The sequence below is a fragment of the Methylobacter sp. genome (assembly GCF_023227905.1).
In the GTDB taxonomy this organism is placed as follows: Bacteria; Pseudomonadota; Gammaproteobacteria; order Methylococcales; family Methylomonadaceae; genus Methylobacter_A.
The window spans coordinates 42,445-64,435 of record NZ_JALOCF010000020.1 but is presented as its reverse complement, the minus strand read 5'-3'; the positions used below and the strand labels follow the sequence as shown (position 1 = coordinate 64,435).

Below are 21,991 nucleotides of genomic sequence, written 5' to 3'. Positions count from 1 at the left end.
CCGCCAAGGTCGATAAACGCGCCGTAATCGGTCAGGTTTTTAACCACACCGGTAACCACTGCGCCTTCTTCCAGCGTTTTCAGCAATTCTTCTCTTTCTGCGCTGTATTCTTTTTCTACAACAGCACGACGAGACAGAACCACGTTGTTGCGTTTTTGATCGATTTTTATAACTTTGAATTCCAGATCACGATTTTCCAGGAAAGTCGTGTCTCTGATTGGGCGAACGTCAACCAATGAGCCAGGCAAGAACGCACGTAATGCGCCAACAGCCACAGTGAAACCGCCGCGAACTTTACCGGTAATGCGGCCGATAATGGTTGCTTCTTTTTCGAACGCATTTTCAAGTTCTGACCAAGCTTTGTTTTTCTTCGCTTTATCACGAGAAAGCAGTGTGGCACCCAAGCCGTCTTCAAATAAATCAAGGGCAACCTCGACTTCGTCGCCAATGGCAACTTCTAATTCGCCATCGTTATTTAGAAACTGCCATTTTGGAATGACACCTTCTGATTTAGAATGGGTGCTGACGATGATCATATCGTTTTCGATATCGACAACCGTACCCATTAACATGGCACCAGGACGCATTTCCGTCTTGATTAGACTTTCTTCAAATAATTCAGCAAAGCTTTCGCTCATTTTCTATTCCCAAGCCTGTCGAAACAACAACAAGCGTTTTCTTTATCAAAGTTAAAAAAAGATCACGCAACCAATTTGCTGTGACCATGCAGTAATAATCCTTAATGGATTAAATTCAGTACTTCTTCTATAACAGAATTCAATGTCATATCCGAAGAATCGATATAAAGCGCATCATTGGCCATCGCTAACGGCGCGGTCTTGCGCTCCATGTCCCGACGATCTCGCTCTTCTATCTCATTTGTTATCTGTATTAGATTAGCATCATTCCCTTTTTCTATCAACTGTTTATATCGCCTCCTGGCTCTTTCGGCTGCGCTGGCAGTTAAAAATACCTTATATTCTGCGTCAGGGAAAACCACCGTCCCCATATCGCGACCATCTGCAACCAGTCCCGGCAGTTGTTTGAAATCCTTTTGTTTTTGCAATAAGACACGTCTGACTTCAGGTAGCGCCGCGACAATGGATGCGGCATTACCTGTGCTTTCGAGACCCAGTTGTGAGGTTATGTCCTCACCATCCAGCCTGACGACCAACTCATCGTCGCAATCAAACTCCAGCATCATCGCTTGAGCTATATTAACAATGACGGCTTCATCTGCCAAATCAACAGCTTGCTTTAACGCCGCTATTGCCAGCGAACGATAGATAGAGCCGCTATCCAGATAATTCCAGCCCAGTTTTTTTGCTACCGCCCGGCTAACCGTGCCTTTTCCTGCACCGCTAGGGCCGTCAATCGTCAATACCGGAACAGTCACACTTCTTCCTTGCAAACGAGATCAAGGCCTAAACGCTTTGCCAAATCTCTAAACTCAGGGAATGAGGTATTCACGTTTTCGCAATCATGAATGGTAATCGGTGCATTTGCGCGCAAACCGGCAATTGAAAACGACATCGCAATTCTGTGGTCGCCATGCGATATGACTTCGCCACCGCCAATCGATCCACCCTGAATGACCATGCCATCCTCAGTCGGCTGTGCGTCCACGCCCAAAATTTGCAAACCATCTGCCATTACCTGAATACGATCCGATTCTTTTACCCTAAGCTCTTCCGCGCCGGTTAACCGGGTTTGGCCTTCTGCGCAGGCTGCGGCGACAAACAACACCGGAAACTCGTCAATAGCTAGCGGCACCAGATGTTCGGGAATATCTATGCCTTTAAGAGGGCTGTAAACCACATGCAAGTCGGCTACCGGCTCGCCACCAACAGTTCGCTCATTAAGAACTTCGATATTGGCGCCCATCAATCTCAGGATGTCGATGACACCGGTGCGGGTAGGATTAATGCCCACATGTCTCAACGTCAGATCGGAACCCGGTGCAATGGACGCTCCGACCAGAAAAAATGCCGCCGATGAAATATCGCTCGGTACGTCAATATCGGCTGCCGTTAAACGGCCTTCTGCAGTAATGCTGACTTTATTGCCTTCCTGCTTGACCGGATAACTAAAGCCGGTCAGCATGCGCTCGGTATGATCGCGGGTAGGCGCAGGCTCGGTAACGCTGGTTACGCCTTGTGCGTACATGCCTGCCAATAACAGACAGGATTTGACTTGGGCGCTGGCGATCGGCATCGCATAATCAATGCCGGTCAGCTGCCCTGCTCTACCGGTAATATGCAGAGGCGCAGTTCCTTTTTCAGTAGCTTTAATGTTGGCGCCCATGGTTGCCAACGGCTCGGTAACACGTTTCATCGGCCTGCCGGACAACGATTTATCGCCGGTTAATACTGAGTTGAATGACTGACCCGCCAATAATCCGCTCAGCAAACGCATTGATGTCCCTGAGTTGCCCAGATACAAATCATTTTTAGGCGCTTTCAAGCCATGCTTGCCGACACCGTGTATGGTCAATTCGCCATTGACCGGTCCTTCAATTTCAACCCCCATATCGCGAAAAGCCTGCAAGGTCGCCAACGCATCTTCCGCTTCGAGAAAGCCTTTTACATGAGTGACGCCTTCAGCCAGCGATCCCAGCATGATTGAACGGTGCGACATGGATTTATCGCCGGGCACACGTGCCTCGCCTTGTAATTTACCGCCGGGTTGAACGTAAAATGTTATTGATTTTGACATATTAATTATTATCGAATTGGTCAAGAAAGCGTTGCCGTGCGTTTTTGGCATACGTAAAGGTTTCAAAAAGCTGCTGGGTGTCGTTACTTTCCAGCAAATGTTGTATTTTATCCAATTCTCCCTTTAACTGCTCAATTAAAGGGATGATTTCATCTTTATTGGCGGCACAAATATCCTTCCACATGATCGGGTCGCTGGAGGCTATCCGCGTAAAATCCTTGAATCCTCCGGCCGCGTATTGAAATATCTCGCTCTGTTCGTCTTTATGGCCGAGCATATCGACCAAAGCAAAAGCCAGAATATGCGGTAAATGGCTGGTTGCAGCCAGTACGCCATCATGATGCGCGACATTCATCACCGATACTGATGATCCCAGCCGTTCCCAGAAACCTTGAATTTTTTGCACTGCTTCGGGATTGGTATTGCCGACCGGCGTGATAATCAGGCGTTTATTCAGAAACAAATCATCGACTGAGGCCGTTACACCACTATTCTCGGCTCCGGCGATAGGATGAGCGGGCACCAGATTATCAGGAACAACGCCAAAAACGCGCTCAGCTGCGGCAATGACGCTGCCTTTGGTGCTGCCGACATCGGTATAAATCGTATTATCCGACCACAACGGCTTAAGCTGGGTAAAAATGCTTTCGATACTCGCAACCGGAGTCGCAATGACCACACAATCAGCGCCTTGAACGGCTTCTGCCAGTTCTAGCTTATAGCCGTCGATAACGCCTAATTGTTTTGCCGTTTGCAGATTTTGCTCATCGAGTTTGCGCCCATAGCCGACTATGCTATTGCATAAACCCTGTTGCCGTGCCGCACGAGCAATGGATCCGCCAATCAAGCCGACGCCGATAATGCAAATCCGCTTAAACATTGCTTGATAAAACTTCAGTCAATGCCTGTAAGAACAGCTGATTTTCTGTCTGCGTGCCGATGGTAATGCGCAGATGATTAGGTAATTCATAGACGCCGACCGGTCTGACAATAACGCCTTTGCGCAGCAAGGCCTCATAGATCGGCATCGCAGGCTGCTTCAGGTCAACCAGAACGAAATTACCTGCCGAGGGAATCCATTCCAAACCCAGTTTCTTAAAACCTTCGGTTATAAACCGCATGCCTTGAGCATTAACCTCAATGGTGTTTTGCAAATGCTCGGCATCGGTCAACGCCGCTTCGGCAGCGGCCAAGGCCAGCATATTGTTATTGAATGGCTGGCGCACCCGATTCAGGATGTCGGCTAGCTGCGGACTGGATAAGCCATATCCGACGCGCAATCCAGCTAACCCATAAGCTTTGGAAAAGGTGCGCGTAATTAACAAGTTGGGGTATTTTTCCAACCAGGCGATTGAATTATCCGCACTTTGGTCGCCAACAAATTCACAGTAGGCTTCATCGAGTACGCATACGCAAGTGTCCGGCAACGCCTGAATAAATGCCTCCAAACTGGCATGATCCAGTAATGTACCCGTGGGATTATTCGGATTTGCTATAAACACCAGCCGTGTTTTATCGGTCACTCTTTGCAGCATAGCATCCAGATCGTGCCCGTAATTTAACGCAGGAGCTACAACCGCCGTAGCGCCAACTGCCTGAGTTACTATCGGATAGACGGCAAAAGCATGCTGCGAAAAAACCACTTCAAATTCCGGCGTCAAAAACGCCCTCGCTACCAATTCCAGAATTTCATTGGAACCATTGCCCAAGGTAATCTGGTTCATCTCGACAGCATATTTTTTCGCTAATGCCTGCTTTAGATTAAAACCGTTGCCATCCGGGTACAAAGCCAAATCCTTCAAAGTTGCCTGTATCGCAGCCAAGGCTTTTTTTCCGGGCCCTAAAGGATTTTCATTGGACGCCAGTTTTATGATCTGGGTCAGTCCCAACTCGCGCTCAAGTTCTTCAATCGGTTTGCCGGGTGTATAAGGGATAAGCTTTTGCACACCAGGCACGGCAAGGTCATAGATTTTATCGGCGTTATTCATGGAGTCTGTTTGAGATGTGTAGTACTCATGCCAAAAGGATGAGGGAGAAAGATTAGAGTACGGCCTTAGGATAAGAACCCAGCAGCTTAAGCATGTTAACGTTGTCTTTCAATAGTGACAAAGCCTGGGCGACATTACTGTCTTCACAATGACCTTCAATATCGATAAAAAACACATAATCCCATAATCCCTGCCGTGACGGCCTGGATTCGATATGCACCATGCCAATATTCAATCTTGCGAAAGGCTCAAGTATTCTGTGCAGCGCACCAGGCTGATTGCCTGTGGAGACCACCAGTGAAGTTTTATCGTTACCGGTGGAAGACGATATTTGCTGCCCGATAATAATAAAGCGAGTGGTGTTATTAGGTTCGTCCTCGATATTTTTTGCAATGACATTCAGCTGGTAAATTTCAGCTGCAACAATGCCCGCTATAGCAACAGCTTTTTTATTGGTGGATGCTAATTTTGCGGCCTCGGTGTTGCTGTTGACGGCGGTTCGCTTCGCATTCGGCAAATGCTTATCCAGCCATTGCCGACACTGCGCCAAAGACTGCTGATGAGAAAACACCTCGGTCACGTCATCCAGGCTATCCACCAATCCCAACAAGTTTTGATGAACCCTGATTTCAACTTCCCCGCATATTTTTAACGGCGAACTCAAAAACCTGTCCAGCGTATGACTGATAACGCCTTCGGTAGAGTTTTCAACAGGCACGACGCCAAACTGGCAGTTGCCGCTTTCGACTGCATTAAAAATATCGTTAATGGTTGCAGCCGGTACGGTTTTAACCGCAGAGCCGAAATGCTTGATTGCGGCTTGCTGGGTAAATGTGCCCTCAGGGCCTAAATAAGCCACATCCAGCGGTTTTTCCAGCGCCAAACAGGCCGACATCAATTCCCTGAAAAAATGAGCCGCCGTATCATCGGATAACGGCCCTTGGTTCAAGCCTTTGATGCGCCGCAATACCAGTGACTCACGGTCCGGGCGGTAAAATGATCCATTCTCGCCTTGCGCAATCTTGGTCTTGGCCACTTCCATTGCGCAAGCCGCGCGCTGATTCATCAATTGCAGAATCTGCTTATCGATTGCATCAATTTTGTCTCTTAATTCTGAAAGCGGTGTGATGGATGACATGGCGGCCTGATTCATTTATTACGTTTTCAATTAATGGGTGCGTTCAAATTCAGCCATGAAATCAATCAAGACCTGTACACCGGCCTCCGGCATCGCATTATAAATACTTGCCCGCATTCCGCCGACCGACCTGTGACCTTTTAATTCAAACAAGCCATTGGCTTCGGCTGTCGCCAAGAAAGGCTTATCCAGGCTTTCATCAGCCAGAATAAACGGCACATTCATGCGTGAACGAAACGCTGTTTCTACCGGATTGGAATACAAAGCCGATTGGTCGATAGCCTGGTACAGTTTCGCCGCCTTGGAAATATTGCGCTGTTCGATAGCTTCAACACCGCCCTGCTCTTTTAACCATTTAAGTACCAGTCCGACCAGATACCAGTTATAGGTTGCCGGCGTATTCAGCATGGATTGGTTTTTTGCCTGCTCGGCATAGTTAAAAACCGACGGCACCGTTTTAGACGCATGGCCGATTAAATCGTCTCTGACTATCACGACAGTCACGCCAGCCGGTCCCATGTTTTTCTGCGTTCCGGCATAGATCAGGCCGTACTGATTGACATCGATCTTGCGCGATAAAATATTCGACGACATATCCGACACCAACGGCAAGCCCTTGCTGTCCGGACAAGACTGAAACTCCACGCCGTGTATGGTCTCATTCGAGGTATAGTGCAGGTAAGCCGCCTGACTATCGATGACCCAGCTTGCAGCATCGGGAATCGCAGTAAATTTAGTATTTTCTGAACTCGCACTGACTACCACATCGCAATAAGCCCCAGCATCCTTGATGGCTTTTTCCGACCAGGCGCCGGTATTGAGGTAACAGGTGGTGTTTTTGCCATTCAGGATATTCTGCGGTATTAATGAAAATTGCGCCGATGCGCCGCCTTGCAGAAATAAAACTTTATAGTTTTCAGGAACAGACAGCAGTTCTCTTAAATCGCTTTCCAGCTCTTCGGCAATGATTGAGAAATGCTTGCCGCGATGGCTCATTTCCATGACCGACATGCCGCTGTCCCGCCATTCCAGCATTTCCTGCTGCGCTTGCTTTAATACCGGTTCAGGAAATGCAGATGGCCCCGCGCTAAAATTATAAACTCTAGACATTACGATTCCTCACCCGGTTCACTATCGTCATTTGTTGTTTCTTCCGATACATCCAATTCTGATTCGGCGTCATCCAAAAGGTCATCGTCGGTATCGTCCACTCCTGCCAAGCCCTCGATACGGTCAACGCCGATCACTTTTTCATCCTTATCCGGCTTGATAATCGTCACGCCCTGAGTGTTTCGACCAACCACAGAGATGCCGTCGACCCGGGTACGGACCAAGGTGCCGCCGTCGGTAATCAGCATGATTTCGTCATGATCGTTGACCAGCACGGCACCAACCACAGCGCCGTTACGTGCGGAAGTCTGTATTGCGATCAGCCCCTGGCCGCCGCGTTTATGGCAGGTAAACTCTTCCAGCTTGGTGCGTTTGCCAAAGCCGTTCTCGGTGATATTCAGCACTGTGCCTTCGGTTGCAATAATTAGTGATATGACCTTTTGCCCTTCCTGCAAACGGATGCCGCGCACGCCGGACGCCGTTCTGCCCATCGAACGCACATCCTCCTCATTAAAGCAGACCGCTTTGCCGGTGCTGCTGAATAACAGCACGTTTTGATGGCCGTCGGTTACGGCAACGCCGACCAGCGTATCGTCTTCTCTTAAATCGATGGCGATTTTACCGTTAGTGCGTTGGCGCTCGAATTCTTTTAACGGGGTCTTCTTGACGGTACCCGCCGAAGTCGCCATAAAGATGAATTTATTGTCGCTAAATTCGCGTATCGGCAGCATCGCGCTGATTTTTTCGCCTTGCTCCAACGGCAGCAGGTTGACGAATGGCTTGCCTCTGGCCGCCCGGCTGGCAACCGGCAATTGGTAGACTTTTAGCCAGTACACCTTGCCCCGCGAAGAGAAACACAAAATAGTGTCGTGGGTATTGGCCACAATCAGCTTATCGACAAAATCCTGTTCCTTGGTTTGCGTCGCCGATTTGCCGCGGCCGCCGCGCCGTTGCGCCTTGTAATCGCTGAGCGGCTGGGACTTGACATAGCCTTCGTGCGACATGGTCACGACCATATCTTCTTCGGTTATCAGGTCTTCATCCGACAAATCGGAGTGGTTTTGTAAGATTTCGGTGCGCCGCTCGTCGGAATACTGTTCCTTGATCGCCACCAGTTCTTCCCTGATGATTTCCATCAGCCGAACGTCGCTGCCTAGAATAAACAAATATTCGTCAATCTGTTCCAGCAATTGCTTGTATTCGTTGACTATCTTGTCCTGCTCCAGACCGGTCAGGCGATGCAGGCGCAACTCAAGAATGGCCTGAGCCTGGGTTTCAGACAGGCGGTAAATGCCGTCATGAATGCCGAACTCTATGCCCAAATCATCCGGCCTGGAACGATCCGCATCAGCGCGATCCAACAGCGCCGCAACCAGCCCTGCATCCCAGTTTTTTTCCAACAAACCGACTTTAGCGTCAGCCGGTGTGGCGGCCGCCTTGATCAGCGCAATCATTTCGTCGATATTGGCTAATGCAACCGCGAGCCCTTCCAGGATATGTGCCCTTTCCCTGGCTTTGCGCAGGTTATAAATCGTTCTGCGGGTGACGATTTCACGCCGGTGGTTAATAAAGGCGCTGATGATCTCCCGAAGATTCATGCAATGCGGACGACCATCCAACAGCGCGACCATGTTAATGCCGAACACGGTCTGGAATTGAGTCTGTTTGTACAGGTTATTCAGCACCACTTCAGGCACTTCGCCGCGACGCAGTTCAATGACCATGCGCATGCCGTCCTTGTCCGACTCGTCGCGCAGTCCGGAAATGCCTTCAAGCTTGCCTTCCTTAACTAGCTCGGCAATTTTTTCCAGCAATCTGGCCTTGTTGACCTGATAAGGCAATTCAGTCGTGATAATCGCTTGACGGCTGCTGTCGCCGATGTCCTCGAAATGACAGCGCGCGCGCAAATAAATCTTGCCGCGTCCGGTGGTGTAAGCGTTATAGATGCCGGATGCGCCGTTGATAATGGCCGCGGTAGGAAAATCAGGCCCTGGAACATGAGCCATCAAGTCATGCACAGTCAGATCAGGCTGATCGATCATCGCCAGGCAGGCGCTGATCACTTCGGATAAGTTATGTGGAGGAATATTGGTTGCCATGCCCACCGCGATACCGGATGAGCCGTTAACTAGCAAAGTCGGCACTCGTGTCGGCAAGACTTTCGGCTCGGATTCCGATTCGTCATAGTTGGGCGCAAAATCGACGGTTTCCTTGTCCAGGTCGGCCAGCAATTCATGAGCGATTTTAGACATACGGACTTCGGTATAACGCATCGCCGCAGGCGAATCGCCGTCAACCGATCCGAAATTGCCCTGCCCGTCGATCAGCATATAGCGCATTGAAAAATTTTGCGCCATCCGTACCATCGTATCGTAAACCGCAGTATCGCCGTGAGGGTGATATTTACCGATCACGTCACCGACCACACGTGCCGATTTTTTATAAGGTTTGTTCCAGTCATTACCCAACTCGCTCATCGCATACAGCACACGGCGATGCACCGGCTTAAGGCCGTCTCTGACATCCGGAAGGGCTCGACCGACGATAACGCTCATGGCGTAATCGAGATAGGACTGCTTCATCTCGTCTTCGAGATTAACAGGTATTATTTCTTTAGCGAAGTTTGACATTGATCCCTATATACACAGTGTGCCGTTAATATAGACCGGCATGGTTTCGTGACTATGTATGAACACACTTTCCTGATTTTTTTTCGTTTAAGTGTAACCACATGGCATGAAATTAAGCTCTAGATTATAGCAAATTGTCTTAATAGTGTCGAAGCTGATAGTGTTTTAATCAGGTCAACTTGTTGGCAAGCGCAATCCACATTGCCAATATTAAAGCTTCTGAGCTTCTGACGCTTATTGTCAGGCGAATATTTCCGCCAAAAAGTTTTGCATCGCTATCCATGAGCGCCGGTCGGCAGAAGGCTGATAGACAGTGCCGAATGCCGGATCATTAGCAAGCGGATTGGTAAATGCATGCATGGTATGGCCGTACGTATGCAGCTGCCAATCTGCCCCTGCCTCGGTCATTTCCTGCTCAAAGGCAAGCACTTGTTCAGCCGGGTTCATCGGGTCATCCCGTCCATGCAAAACCAGAATTTTAGCCGTAATGGCGTTCCCCTGGGTGTTTCCAGGCGCATCCAGCAAGCCATGAAAACTGACTACGCCCTTGATATCAACGCCGGTTCTGGCCAGGTCAAGCGAGCACAAGCCGCCAAAACAAAAGCCGATTGAAGCGATTTTGCTGTCATCAACCCACGGCATCAATTTCACCGTAGCCAAAGTCGCTTTCATGCGCTGTTGCAGCATGGCCCGATCGGTCATAAAAGGCTGCATGAGCCTCATGTTTTCTTCCCGGTCCGAACCCAAAACCCCTTTGCCATACATATCAACCGCAAAGCCGACATAGCCAAGAGCGGCAAGTTTTTTGGCTTTTTCGGCCACAAAATCATCCCGGCCAACCCAGGTATGGTTGATTAAAACCGCCGCCCGGCGGCCTGACAGCGAGTCATCAAACGCAAAAAAAGCCTCCAGGACCACATCGCCATCCATGTAAGCTACGGTATTCGATACAATTGCCATGCTATTATCCTTTAGTTAATGCGGCCCGATTCCCGCAAGGCTTTTAAAAAGCCGGCGGACGCCTCTTCTACCATATCCAGCACCCTCTCAAATCCATATGAACCGCCATAATAAGGATCGGGCACCTGCCGTTCGTTTAGATGCGGCGCGTAATCGAGAAAGTATTTAATTTTAAGCTTGTGTTGCTCAGGGCAAGCATTGATCAGTATCGAATAGTTTTCATCATCCATTGCCAATACATAATCGAAATCCTCAAAATCGCCATGAACGACCTGTCTGGCCCGCAAGCTGGATAAATCAATGCCTCGTTCACGGGCTGCCGACTGTGCGCGCAAATCCGGCTCATTGCCGACATGGTAGGCATGAGTACCGGCTGAATCGATAGCAAAATGCGCATCCAACTCATTGTCTTTGACCAGCTTGGTAAAAACCCCTTCAGCCGTCGGTGAACGGCAAATGTTTCCCATGCAAACGAAAAGTACTTTTATTTTTTCCATATTGAATAAAACCTGTAAATTAACCGTGATGACGCATATTGTAACGCCTGAATTTGAAAAAATGGACAGCGTTTCATGATGATGTGAGCAATATACCTGCCAGCCGTAGTCAATCTTTTTTGCCGTCACTCACCGTCATCAGCGCTATCACTAATAAAACAATGGCCAGCACCGGCCAGAAATAAGGCGCCATGATAAAAACTCCCATCAATGCTATCAACATGGCGAACAGAAATACAAACACACCGACGCCTAAAAACAGCAGCGCCATCAGTACACAGGTGATGATCATGATCAACAAAAACGTGGGCCCGGCGGCAAAACGAACCAGCGGTTCTGCGACCGGCTCACCGTTGATCATAACGCTGAACTGTCCGGCGCCGGGATGAAAAAAATAGCTCAGGACGGCAATAACCGCGCCGACTATCAGCACCTTTACGATCAGTTTTTTATTGTGTTTTTGCTGCACAAGCGAACCACTTTAAAAAAGCTCAACCCGGTTTATGGTGCAGACTTATTTTAACCATCGACCAACCCAGAAAAACCATATTAATCCCTAAAAACAAACCTAACAGCCACTGCGCCGATTCAGACCAACTAATCCAGATGATAAGCGCAAAAAGCAAAGCTGTGACGCCACTGAACATAACCAACCCCCAGTTAGGCAACGGCCGCATTTTTAAGGCGATGGAAATTTTGGCAATACCCTCCAGAGCAAAGAACACCGTCAACAGCATTGTCAGCGTCACTGCCCCGGCTACCGGCCGGGTGATAAACAAATAGCCGATAATAATCTGCAAAACACCCATAAATAACCACCAGCCAAAGCCGGGCATACTGGAAAACATAAAGGTCCGAGCGACATGAACTATCCCGCCAAACAACAAAATCCAACCCAAAAATATAACTGTCGCCACCGTAAAAACCTGGGGAATCACAATGGCGCAAAGACCAAGGAAAATAAAGAAAATGCCCTCCCCCAGAAACAGCTGCCAATGCGTTTGCAGATAATTTTGCATTTGCTGCTGCATTTGTTGTATTTCAATATTGAAATCGTCTATTTTGGTCATGGTTTTTCTCCCGTCATATTTGAAAAATACCGCTCGCCTGGCCGGTAAACCTTCTTTAACGCTTAAATAATCCGGACGCTGATTGATCGATATCCCATGACCGTATCATGCACCAATACGGATTCCGGATAATAGCTATATTTTTAGCTAACTTTTACTCAATATCCCGGCGGCCCGATTGCCAGGTTGAGCATATATTCGCCAAATAGCAGCTTGCCCCAGGATCTCGCCATGATGTTTTTAGGTAAACTAACGCTCCACAGAAACCATTCGGCAATAGTGCCTCACTTACTTTTTTGTTGCTCCGCAGTTGCCCGTAGTTTTTGCCGGGTTGGTTCGAACAGTGCGCTTAAGCCTAAACAGGGGTTTGGGTCATCTAGCGCTTTTAGCAAGGCGACTGCCAAACCGAAATCCGGATCATTGCTCATAGACTTATTGATGCCGCGCCTTGCAATGCCAGGCGCAATCGCCACATCCGAACAAGCCAGCTCGACCAGTTTCGGGTGCAGCACATCATTACGGTAATCGTCCAGTTGCATCAGATTACGATATTCGCATTCCAGGATTGTTGGACTGTCGCTGTAACAGCTTGTTTGGCTACCCGGTTTTCCTAATGGCAATCCCGTACTGGAAGAGTTCATCCGTGCCTGATAGGCAATGAATTTTTCATTATCCAGTATCGGCTTGAGGGTTGAATCCAGTTTACGTTGTTTGTTCTCGTTCCAATCCGGCATTGAGCTATTACTAAAAAATACGCCATCGAAATTGGCGTGCGACCAGTCAACTCCCAGCAGCTCCACTTCGCGTAATTCCGCCCCCTGTAGCTCCGACAAAGTCAAATCCGAGCCCTGCAGTTTCGCATAACCCAAGTTTGCGCCTTGAAAATTCGTCTCGCGCAGGTTCGCGCCCTGCAATTTTGCCCCGCGAAGGTCTGCGGCCTGAAGCTTCGCCGCGTTCAGATTCGCACCCTGCAAATCCGCCCCGCGTAAATCAGCGCTCTGTAGTTTTGCCCACCCTAGGGCTGCGCCCTGCAGATTTGCCCCGCGCAAATCCGCATCCTGAAGGTCTGCCTCGATCAGGCCTGCACCCTGTAGCTGAGTCCCTCCCAAAATCGCACTCTGAAATTGTGTTTTATCCCAACCAACCACGCCTTGCAGCTTCGCTTTTAACAGGATCGCGCCCTGCAACTGAACGTAACGAAGATCGGCTTTAGGTAATACGGCCCCGTAAAAATTGGCAAAGCGCAGATCGCGATTTTGTAAATTAAGCCCGTCGAACTCCTTAAAGGCAGCGTCGCGCACTTGTTTATCGGGGTCTATTGCCCGGGTCAATAGCGATAAAGACACTCCTTTGGGCACTAGCCTGGCTTCTCTGAGGTTCAGGTTGCGTGGAAATAAATCCAAATTGAACCATGAACAGGGGCCGAGCATTACCTGAAGTATGGATGCGTCCAATTTTTCCGCCATTGCCAGTGATGCGCAAGAAACCACATCATGTCTATGGGCGGCGACGCTCAGCCATGACTCAGGCACTCGGCGGATCAACCAGTCCTCGAAATAGCGGGGAGTATGTTCGGGCTTATCCTCCTCCGGGGCGTAATAAGTCTGCACGGTAATACTGCCGGGTATGACCGCGATAATACTGGCGAAAACAATCACCGGAACAGAGAGCAGCAGGAATATCATGCCCTTAGGTTCTATCCCAGGCTGCAACATGGGGCGAATGACTATTTCATGCGCAGGCAGACTCAGCCGGCGCCGCCGAACCGATCGCTTCAGCCGATACCATCCGAGGCTACTCATATACCTGAGCCAAGCCGGCCAATAATCGACTAACCGAAAACCAAAGTTCCGCCACCATTCGCGCGCTCGGTCTTGAGGGGAAGCAATCAAAGGCCACAAGGTAATCAGCATGCCGGCATCAACCCAAACCGCGATTCGCTGCGACCAGGTAATGGCTTCGTCATGAAATGGCAGAAAGCGGATTTGTGCGGCAAGCAACATCAATAAAGGTAAAGCGATGACTGTAATGCCAACGACTAAGGATAGCAGCCAGCGGATCAGCAAGACCCTGGAACGCCCTGCGATGAGATGAGTGAACGGAAAAATGAACAAGCGGTCGCGAACTTGTTGCCCCGTCGGCGTATCAGGAAGATCGATATCCAGATTCCAAAGCTTGCTGGAAAGTAACTCCAATTGCATGAGCAGATTGAAATGGAGCAGGACGACCATCCACGGCACAAATGAATAAAAATTGGTAAGCGGCAGTTCCACATCCAGAATCGGCAATTTAACCGGGCTGATGCGCAGCAGGTCGTCATGCGTTGTGCCCCAAACGATGACACCGAGATAGGTGACAAACGCCAGAAATGCGACATGTAGCGCCGCTACCGTCTGAGACGCAGAGTTGGCCGCTTCCAGCAGTTTCTCAATATGCGCTGAGAGTTGGCTGGGGGTCTGTGATACCGGATTAGTCATAACAGTTGAACTGGCTATTGCGGATGCTAAATTTCATGAACTGTAAATTTGCTAATCCTTAATGAAGTTAAGCGGCTTGAGCTATGCGTCTACCAACATCTATCATTGGTTGGTGAAATCTCAGCAATGGAGGAGCAGGTCAAATATTTTGGGGATAGCGTGGCGGAGTGCTAACCGGGCGTGATTAAAAAGCCAAAAATGAAACCGCATAATGAAGCGAACTTGGCACTTTCGAGGTTTGTTCTCGAGCATCACTTCGCCGCAGCTCAAAAGCTCATCCAACATCTCTCGATTATTAGATAAATCTCAGTCACAGACTATAGAAAAACAGCATTTGTACCATTCGTAAAACCACCTACTTATAAAGTGAGTGAGTTACATTTGATTTACAGCTGATTTGCAATATTGATGAAGAATGAGCGGCTACACGGACAGTTCCTTTGCATTATAAATTTCTTTGATTGAGGGCACGCCAGCGGGTTTCATTCAATCAAAAAATAACTTCTCTTATGAAAAAAGTTGCCCGTTGAAGTTCGAGCAATAACCAAACCGCTTAATAATAAAACTATTAGAAGCTGTCAGCCTTTGCCCGTGCTTCTTTTGCTCCGGAAAAATCCTGTTGTATTTCTCTGGCGTGAGCTATCAATAGCCAGCAGTGCCTTTTCAGCGTGCTATTTGTAGAGGCCAATAATGCGGATTTTTTTGCCAAGTCTTCAGCTAAACGGGGCTTGGACTGTTGCAGCCTTAATACAGCCAATTTATAAAATAAGGTCGCGTTTCTTGGCTCGATTCTGATGGCTCGTTCGATAGACGCTGCCGCAGAATCAAGATCACCGGCTTTACTGTTTTGGTTAGCCGCTGAAACCAGAGCGCCTATTACCGGCGATAGCGGAACCGTAGACTCTATGGGGTGAAACGGCGTTAATTCCGAAGCGGCAGGAGGAGTGGGTAATGATGGTTCCAAAGCTTCTAATGTCGCAGGCTCCGTTGGCGTCGGTTCTTCAGGCAATACATCTGCAGGAGGAGCCAACGGTTCTGACTTTATTGCCGAGAAGTCTTTAAGAGGTTGCGTTTTAACAACCCCTTTGGATGCAGCCCCAGGCGGCTTGGCTCTTTTTTGCGAACCGGATGAAGGTTTTTGGCTCTTGGGCTGGCCGCCATAAACTGGAGCAGGAGGCTGTGAGCCATAGAATTCAGCACAACCGACAAGAAAAGATGGCAGCGTGCAAATTATAACTAATCGTTTGAATGACATTATTTAAAAAAGTTCTACATTGTCGGACAGGTCTTCTTCTTGGTGCGCTTTTTTAATCGACAGCGCTTCACTGACAGACTTGCCTTCCACGATAGCGTCGAACATCAGCTTTTCAGACTCCATAGTGTATCGGGAACGGATTTCGCTCTGAAACAGCAACCATTCCTTTGGATTATAAAGACGGTCAGGATTTTCTACCAGTTCCGATAAGCCTTTCAGGTTTAACGTGACATGCTGCAAGCATTGCTGCATCCGATCATAAAACTGGAACGCGATAATAGATGCCTGAATCTTGCCGGTTGTTTCCGCGCAGCAAGCTATTGCTTCGTTCCTTATTGGACAAGACTCAAGAGCCAGCAGATGAGAATTAATAGCCTGCATATGCTCAACGATAGAAGTAAACGATTCTGTTAGCGTATTAACTGACATATCCGCTTCACCCAGCATATCTTCTACCTGGATAGCCGATAAGATAAGCATTTTTGACGTTTCCTTTACTTGGGTCCAATCAAGATCAGGATCGCACGCGTTCGAATTAGACATGTTTTAATACCAAGTAGAGATTGTATAAATAAAGGCTGAAAAAGATTGGCGCTTCTTAGATATCACTAACAAAAGCCCACCTTTAAACATTAAAACCTAGCGGGATTATAGCAAGTTTAATGCCCTAAAGTGTGATTTAAATAACTGCAAACATAGGGCGGCGGCAGGCGCATAAACACCGGTTGTGTTTGCCTGATTCATCATCGTATGCAGATAAGCCTGTTTGTCGGATTTGAAAATGCACCTAGGCTTTAACTTGGCAGCCATTTACAATAGCCATACTTTGTAGAAATTTTTCGTTGTTTTATGTCCAAAAGATCCCTGCTTTTATTAATGCTATTAATCCCTGCATTAGTCGCCGTTGCCCTTTATTTTTCACCGACGTTGTCACAGAAAGCCGATATTACGCCACCTGAGACCGTTTTCAACCGATCGGAAGAAACAACCGTCGCGGTAGAAAAGCCCTGCTCCAATGAGCATCCGGAATGGCGGCAGGCGCAAGTTATCGATGGCGTAAAAATTAATGAAGCGCTTTCATGCGAGCCGGATAATCCTTACGACATTGCCGTTGCGGTTAAAGGCGCCAACAATGTGTCGATGCAGACCCTGATGCAAACCCATCTGGCTCAGGATGCCTTGACCATGACCGATGACCTGGATAATGACGGCGATCCCGACGTCATTCACATCAAGCTCGAAGTCGTGGAGCTGAACGGCGCAAGCCCTGACGGCGATTTCCTAATCAATACTTACGACATTGCCCCCGGCATCCAGCCGGGGCTTTGGGTTTTTGCCCCCAAATCCAGCGGCATGGCGCTTAAGAATTTCAACTCGCTGGTCGCCAACCCGCTGCTGCGTGCACCATCGCCGGTGATTCGGGTTGAACAGGGCGACAAGGTTTATATTACACTGGAAAACACCCATTATTTGCCTCATACCATCCATCTTCACGGCGTCGATCATGCCTGGGAAACCGCTGCCGGCGACGATAATGACGGCATGGAGGAACATCCGGTGTTCCCCGGCAAAAGCCACACCTATGAAATCCAGCCCCGGCATGCCGGAACCATGTTTTATCATTGCCATGTGCAAACCGCCCAGCATTACATGATGGGCTTGAACGGCATGTTTATCGTCGAAGAAAACCGGCCTGACAACTGGGTGCAAACCTTTAATATCGGCGCAGGACAAGTAAGACATCCCTCTGTCGAGGTGCAAAAATCCTACGATCAGGAATATGACTTATATTATCAATCCGTCGATAAAAAACTGGCGCAAATCATCCAGAACGCCAATGATCCGAGGCTGATCGCGCACCGCATGAGCCGCGAATACAACATGACCGAATCGTTTGAAAACTACTTCATGCTGAACGGCCATTCCTTCCCTTACACGCTGAGGGATGCGGTAATCGCCGCCAATGAAAATGAAGATATAAAGCTGCATGTCGCCAACTCCCAGCGTTCTTTGGTGGCATTGCATATCCACGGACACAAGGCCACTATCACGGCTTATGACGGCGTTGAACAACCGGCAGGGACGCAGCTAACGCGTGACGTGTTCGACATCGCCCCGGCGCAACGGCTTGATCTGCGTCTGCGCACCCAAAACAATGGCTTGGACAGTTATGGTCCCGGCCTGTGGATGTTTCATGACCATGTACCGACCGGCACCACCACTGACGGCATGGAGCCCGGCGGCAACATGGCAATCCTGGCCTACAAGCCGCTGCTTGACGAGCAAGGCATGCCGAAAATGCATCAGGCGCTGCTCGACCAGGTATTCAACAAAGACTACTACGCAAAAAAACAAGCGGTCTGGGGTGAAGGCGATTTTGCGCCGTTACTCGGAGAAGCCGGATTAATTGCCCCCGATTATGTTCAAATCATCATTTTCGGCTTGGCGGCCGGTTTATCCATAGGCCTGGTTATTCTTGTCGTGCTGGTTTACAAACGGAAACAAAAGCGATGAAATTATTAGCGACACTCCTGATAATGCTGGGCCTGCACGCCTCTCCGGCGCTGGCCGACGAACCCATGACCATGATGCATCACGGCAGTATGATGATGGATGAAAAAGGCATGATCATGAATGCCAACAGCGACAATCTGCCCAAGGACTGCCCGAAGATTTCCGGCGATGTGAATATCACCATTCGTGCCGGTCAGAAACACGCATTAAAGTTTCCGGGCAAAATGTTCGCTTTCGACAATCAGGAATGGGATGTTAAGCCCTGCTCCCGGGTCAACATCACCTTCATCAATGACGACCAGATACGCCATCAACTCATGATTCACGGCCTGCCGGGCTATATTTACCCTCAGGGCATGTTTCATTTAGAACTTTACGGGCAAGGCGAATTGAAGGCTTCATTGATCGTGCCCAGCCAGAAAAAAACCTACCTGGTGCACTGCGAATTGGCGCAACATATGGAAAAAGGCATGAAGGCGCAGTTAAAAGTCGATGGCGGCGATATCGATTTACCCAGCATTCCGGGCATCAGCAAACCGGTTAAAGCCGATGTGTATCCGGTAGATTGGAATCAAACGGCTTGGGCTGTACTGGTTATTTGCGCATTGATAGGCAGCGTTGTTCCGTTTTTTGTCATAAAGAATAAATTGTAGATTGATTAATGCGCCCGCACTCGTCGTTATACGCAAGCCTGATCAATATCGTCATTTTGGTATAGGCGCTGGAATGACTGCCTTGGATGTAGGCCGGAATAAGTTCGCCCGGCGCCAGCCAGGGCGGATGTTTCCGGCGAAACTGTGCGGCAAGCCGGAAACGCCACCTGGGCTACGCTTCGGCGGCCTTATTCCGGCCTACGTCGAGATGTGTATAAAGACGAGCACAGTGCGCGGAAACGAGAGCAAAATCGCAAGTTTTAAAGCAAGCTTTGAACTCCGGCATTCACATTTCATGGAGTCCAAAGCTTGCTTTGGCCGCTTCAAAAATGGGGTTACGATGTAAAAAATCCGAGTAATTCCCAAACGGATTTACAAACCCCGTCCGGCATAAGTAATACTTACCTGAGTCGCATGATTTTACTTTAGAGGGTTTTATGAAACAGCTACTGTCATTCATTGCAATCTCCTTAATGCTGGTTATCTGCCAAAACGCATCGGCACGTGAAAAACCCGCTAAACCGACTAAAAAAGACGCATTGCAGTGCGCCGCCTTTAGCCCTTACGTCGGTAAACTCAATCCCGATTACGGCGCCCATCCGTCCAAGGAATTAATTGACGAACTGCTGGATAAGTTAGTCAAACAAACCCCGTTCCGCTGCATCATGACCTATGGCGTCATGAATGGACTGGAACATACCTTTGCCGCCGCCGAGGCCCGGCATCTTAAGGTCATTGCGATCATCTGGCTGGATGACGACATTGCGGTCAATTCGAAGTCCATCACGGCGGGCATTGTAGCGGCAAAAGCCTATCCCAAAACCATCATCAAACTAAGCTGCGGCTCCGAAGTCAGGACTCGTCACAACTATGCCTTTGACGGCGAAATCAGCCGTTGCATCAGCGCCTTGCACGAAGCGGGCGTATCCCAACCGATCACCACCATAGATACCTGGTGGGAATGGTGCAACCGGGTTACACCCTGCCACCAAACCAATTTCGGCGCCCAAGTCGATTGGATAGGGATCAATGTTTTTCCGTGGTGGGAAAACAAACATTCCGGCATTTTTCCCTGCACTAAGGCCAAAAAAGCGGCTGATTTTCATATTGCACGGATTGAAGACATACGCCGCACCTATCCCGGCAAAGAAGTGGTTCTGACTGAATTCGGCTGGCCGAATGGCCCCGAAGGCGGCATTGAAATCAATAAGCTTACCCAGCAGCAATGCGATGTTGCAGACAAGAAAAACCAGGCACTGGTTGTTAAATCAACTTTCAAGAAACTGGCTGAAAAAGGCTGGTCAGGTGTGGTCTTCGAGGCTTTCTCAGAAAACTGGAAACCTAGCGATGAAGGTGACGTCGGAAAGCACTGGGGAATGTGCCAAGGAGAACCGCCTTATACTTGTATAAATTTTTAGCGCTCGGATGCTCCAAATGCAGCGAAGCGCATTAATATCAAACATCTATCGCAAACGATGCGTCCCAAGCATTGGCGCATCCTTGCACCAGATCGCAAAAATCTAAAATCCGATTATTCATTACCATCAGCGCAGTTTATAATCTGCGCCTAAGACTCTTACTGTGCATAGGACGCGCTTTGTTTCCTGCCTCTCCTTGCATTAAATCTTCACCTTTAAATTACGTGGCACGACCGTCCTGCTCGGACACTCATGGTCAAACGAATGACGCCGGCGCTCGTGCTTTTTGATTATCTATCCTTTTTGAGAACAGTTGTACATGACTAAAGCTAAACTATTGCTACTTATTTTAAATGCCGTATGGCTGTTTGCAGTGTCCGGGGCCAGTTATGGCCGTCACACAGCCATTATTATTGATGCCGACACCGGCAACGTCCTGCATGAAGTAGAAGCAACCCAGTCATGGTATCCCGCCTCGTTGACCAAACTAATGACGCTGTATATGACATTCGATGCGCTGAAATCAGGTCAAATTCAGCTGCACGATACCTTAATCGCATCGACTCATGCCTCCCAGCAGCCCAACAGCAAACTGGGCTTACGACGCGGCGAACGTTTAACCGTCGAAGACGCTATTTTGGCGATTATCACCCGATCGGCGAATGACGCATCTGTGGTACTTGCCGAACACCTGGGCGGCACCGAAGAAAACTTTGCCGCCAATATGACAGCAAAAGCGCATTCATTGGGCATGTACAACTCCCATTTCATGAATGCGACCGGCCTTCCCAACAACTGGCAAGTCACCACGTCCCGCGACATGGCAGTGCTGGCTTGGAAGGCGCAGCGCAATTTCCCCGAGTATTATCATTATTTTGGAGCGCACAGCTTTAATTTTAAAGGCACAGAGCTGCGCGGCATCAATAAGTTCACAGCCAAGTACCCCGGTGCCGAAGGCATGAAAACCGGATTTACCTGCGGCTCCGGTTTCAACCTGATCGGCGCGGCCCATCAAAACGGCAAACACCTGATCGGCGTAGTCATGGGCGGCATGACCAGCCAGGAGCGCTACCAGCTAATGATGCAAAAAATGGATGCCGGTTTCGCTAACCTAGCCAGCGCCGACCCGACAAGAAACATCAACACCATGCCTACAGTCTCGGCAGGCAGTCCGCCCTATCAGCTTGATTGCGGCAACGGCGGCGCCCCTACACATTCAATACCCGCCTCTCATCAGGCTAGTTATGCGCCTAAACGCCGGCATATCAGCCGAGTCAAAACCAATCATTCCAGACGCATTGCCGCGGCTCGACCTAAAACTGCCGCTCAGGTTAAGGCCAGCATCAAATCCAATAACAAGAATAAGATTTTGGCAGCAGCTGTCAAACAGGCCAAAGTCGGCGTAGCTCCTGTCAGCAAGCTCCCGGCTAAAAGCAAAAATTTTCATAAGATAAAAACCGAAATTAAAGTGGCCGGAAAAACAAAAACCACGCAAAAAGTTGCTGTCCATTAAGTTAACAGTGCGCGGTGAGTGTAACTGCTCACCGCATTTCACAAGTTAGCGAT

The 21,991-nt window shown here is 49.0% G+C and carries 20 protein-coding genes; 5 read left to right on the top strand and 15 right to left on the bottom strand.

All coding sequences use genetic code 11. The features are described 5' to 3' along the window. From M0R47_RS10175 to M0R47_RS10105, 15 genes are all read right to left on the bottom strand, one after another. On the bottom strand, positions 1–638 hold a 638-nt coding region (locus M0R47_RS10175; protein WP_292553983.1), incomplete at its 3' end, for a S1 RNA-binding domain-containing protein. A 101-nt stretch (positions 639–739) separates the two neighbouring features. Beyond that, positions 740–1,396: a (d)CMP kinase gene (gene cmk / locus M0R47_RS10170; RefSeq protein ID WP_292553981.1), complete on the bottom strand. Its 657-nt coding sequence runs from the start codon at positions 1,394–1,396 to the stop codon at positions 740–742. After that, positions 1,393–2,715 (bottom strand): 3-phosphoshikimate 1-carboxyvinyltransferase, encoded by a 1,323-nt coding sequence (gene aroA / locus M0R47_RS10165; RefSeq protein WP_292553978.1) that lies wholly within the window; start codon positions 2,713–2,715, stop codon positions 1,393–1,395. The genes cmk and aroA overlap by 4 nt, the downstream gene beginning before the upstream one ends. A 1-nt stretch (position 2,716) precedes the next feature. Beyond that, on the bottom strand, positions 2,717–3,595 hold the full coding sequence (locus M0R47_RS10160; protein WP_292553976.1) for a prephenate dehydrogenase/arogenate dehydrogenase family protein: 879 nt from the start codon (positions 3,593–3,595) through the stop codon (positions 2,717–2,719). Then, positions 3,588–4,703 (bottom strand): histidinol-phosphate transaminase, encoded by a 1,116-nt coding sequence (gene hisC / locus M0R47_RS10155; protein WP_292553972.1) that lies wholly within the window; start codon positions 4,701–4,703, stop codon positions 3,588–3,590. Before hisC ends, M0R47_RS10160 begins: the two co-directional genes overlap by 8 nt. 52 nt (positions 4,704–4,755) lie before the next feature. Then, positions 4,756–5,841, bottom strand: a complete 1,086-nt coding sequence (pheA, locus tag M0R47_RS10150) for a prephenate dehydratase (protein ID WP_292553970.1) — start codon at positions 5,839–5,841, stop codon at positions 4,756–4,758. A 30-nt stretch (positions 5,842–5,871) separates the two neighbouring features. Further along, the gene (gene serC, locus M0R47_RS10145) at positions 5,872–6,951 is read right to left on the bottom strand and encodes a 3-phosphoserine/phosphohydroxythreonine transaminase (protein ID WP_292553966.1); all 1,080 of its coding nucleotides are present in this window, start codon (positions 6,949–6,951) and stop codon (positions 5,872–5,874) included. Further along, on the bottom strand, positions 6,951–9,581 hold the full coding sequence (gyrA, locus tag M0R47_RS10140; protein ID WP_292553965.1) for a DNA gyrase subunit A: 2,631 nt from the start codon (positions 9,579–9,581) through the stop codon (positions 6,951–6,953). The genes serC and gyrA overlap by 1 nt, the downstream gene beginning before the upstream one ends. A gap of 240 nt (positions 9,582–9,821) precedes the next feature. Continuing rightward, a complete protein-coding gene (locus tag M0R47_RS10135; RefSeq protein WP_292553962.1) occupies positions 9,822–10,541 on the bottom strand; it encodes a dienelactone hydrolase family protein in 720 nt (239 codons plus the stop codon). Between the two features lie 11 nt (positions 10,542–10,552). Continuing rightward, on the bottom strand, positions 10,553–11,038 hold the full coding sequence (locus tag M0R47_RS10130; protein WP_292553960.1) for a low molecular weight protein-tyrosine-phosphatase: 486 nt from the start codon (positions 11,036–11,038) through the stop codon (positions 10,553–10,555). A gap of 109 nt (positions 11,039–11,147) precedes the next feature. After that, positions 11,148–11,507, bottom strand: coding sequence for a hypothetical protein (locus M0R47_RS10125; protein ID WP_292553957.1), 360 nt, complete (start codon positions 11,505–11,507; stop codon positions 11,148–11,150). A 22-nt stretch (positions 11,508–11,529) separates the two neighbouring features. Further along, positions 11,530–12,108: an HdeD family acid-resistance protein gene (locus M0R47_RS10120; protein WP_292553955.1), complete on the bottom strand. Its 579-nt coding sequence runs from the start codon at positions 12,106–12,108 to the stop codon at positions 11,530–11,532. A 284-nt stretch (positions 12,109–12,392) separates the two neighbouring features. After that, positions 12,393–14,585, bottom strand: a complete 2,193-nt coding sequence (locus M0R47_RS10115; protein ID WP_292553953.1) for a pentapeptide repeat-containing protein — start codon at positions 14,583–14,585, stop codon at positions 12,393–12,395. A 568-nt stretch (positions 14,586–15,153) separates the two neighbouring features. Then, a complete protein-coding gene (locus tag M0R47_RS10110; RefSeq protein WP_292553950.1) occupies positions 15,154–15,615 on the bottom strand; it encodes a hypothetical protein in 462 nt (153 codons plus the stop codon). Positions 15,616–15,843: 228 nt separating this feature from the next. After that, positions 15,844–16,383, bottom strand: a complete 540-nt coding sequence (locus tag M0R47_RS10105; protein WP_292553948.1) for a hypothetical protein — start codon at positions 16,381–16,383, stop codon at positions 15,844–15,846. Positions 16,384–16,716: 333 nt separating this feature from the next. On the opposite strand from M0R47_RS10105, the gene M0R47_RS10100 reads away from it, so the two are divergent. From M0R47_RS10100 to M0R47_RS10080, 5 genes are all read left to right on the top strand, one after another. Then, positions 16,717–18,354, top strand: coding sequence for a multicopper oxidase domain-containing protein (locus M0R47_RS10100; protein WP_292553946.1), 1,638 nt, complete (start codon positions 16,717–16,719; stop codon positions 18,352–18,354). Next, a complete protein-coding gene (locus M0R47_RS10095; RefSeq protein ID WP_292553944.1) occupies positions 18,351–19,007 on the top strand; it encodes a cupredoxin domain-containing protein in 657 nt (218 codons plus the stop codon). The genes M0R47_RS10100 and M0R47_RS10095 overlap by 4 nt, the downstream gene beginning before the upstream one ends. 73 nt (positions 19,008–19,080) lie before the next feature. After that, entirely contained in the window at positions 19,081–19,353 is a 273-nt protein-coding gene (locus tag M0R47_RS10090; protein WP_292553941.1) for a hypothetical protein, read from the top strand. A 91-nt stretch (positions 19,354–19,444) separates the two neighbouring features. Further along, the gene (locus M0R47_RS10085; protein ID WP_292553938.1) at positions 19,445–20,425 is read left to right on the top strand and encodes an exo-beta-1,3-glucanase; all 981 of its coding nucleotides are present in this window, start codon (positions 19,445–19,447) and stop codon (positions 20,423–20,425) included. A 319-nt stretch (positions 20,426–20,744) separates the two neighbouring features. Beyond that, on the top strand, positions 20,745–21,938 hold the full coding sequence (locus M0R47_RS10080) for a D-alanyl-D-alanine carboxypeptidase family protein (RefSeq protein ID WP_292553936.1): 1,194 nt from the start codon (positions 20,745–20,747) through the stop codon (positions 21,936–21,938). Positions 21,939–21,991 lie beyond the last annotated feature (53 nt).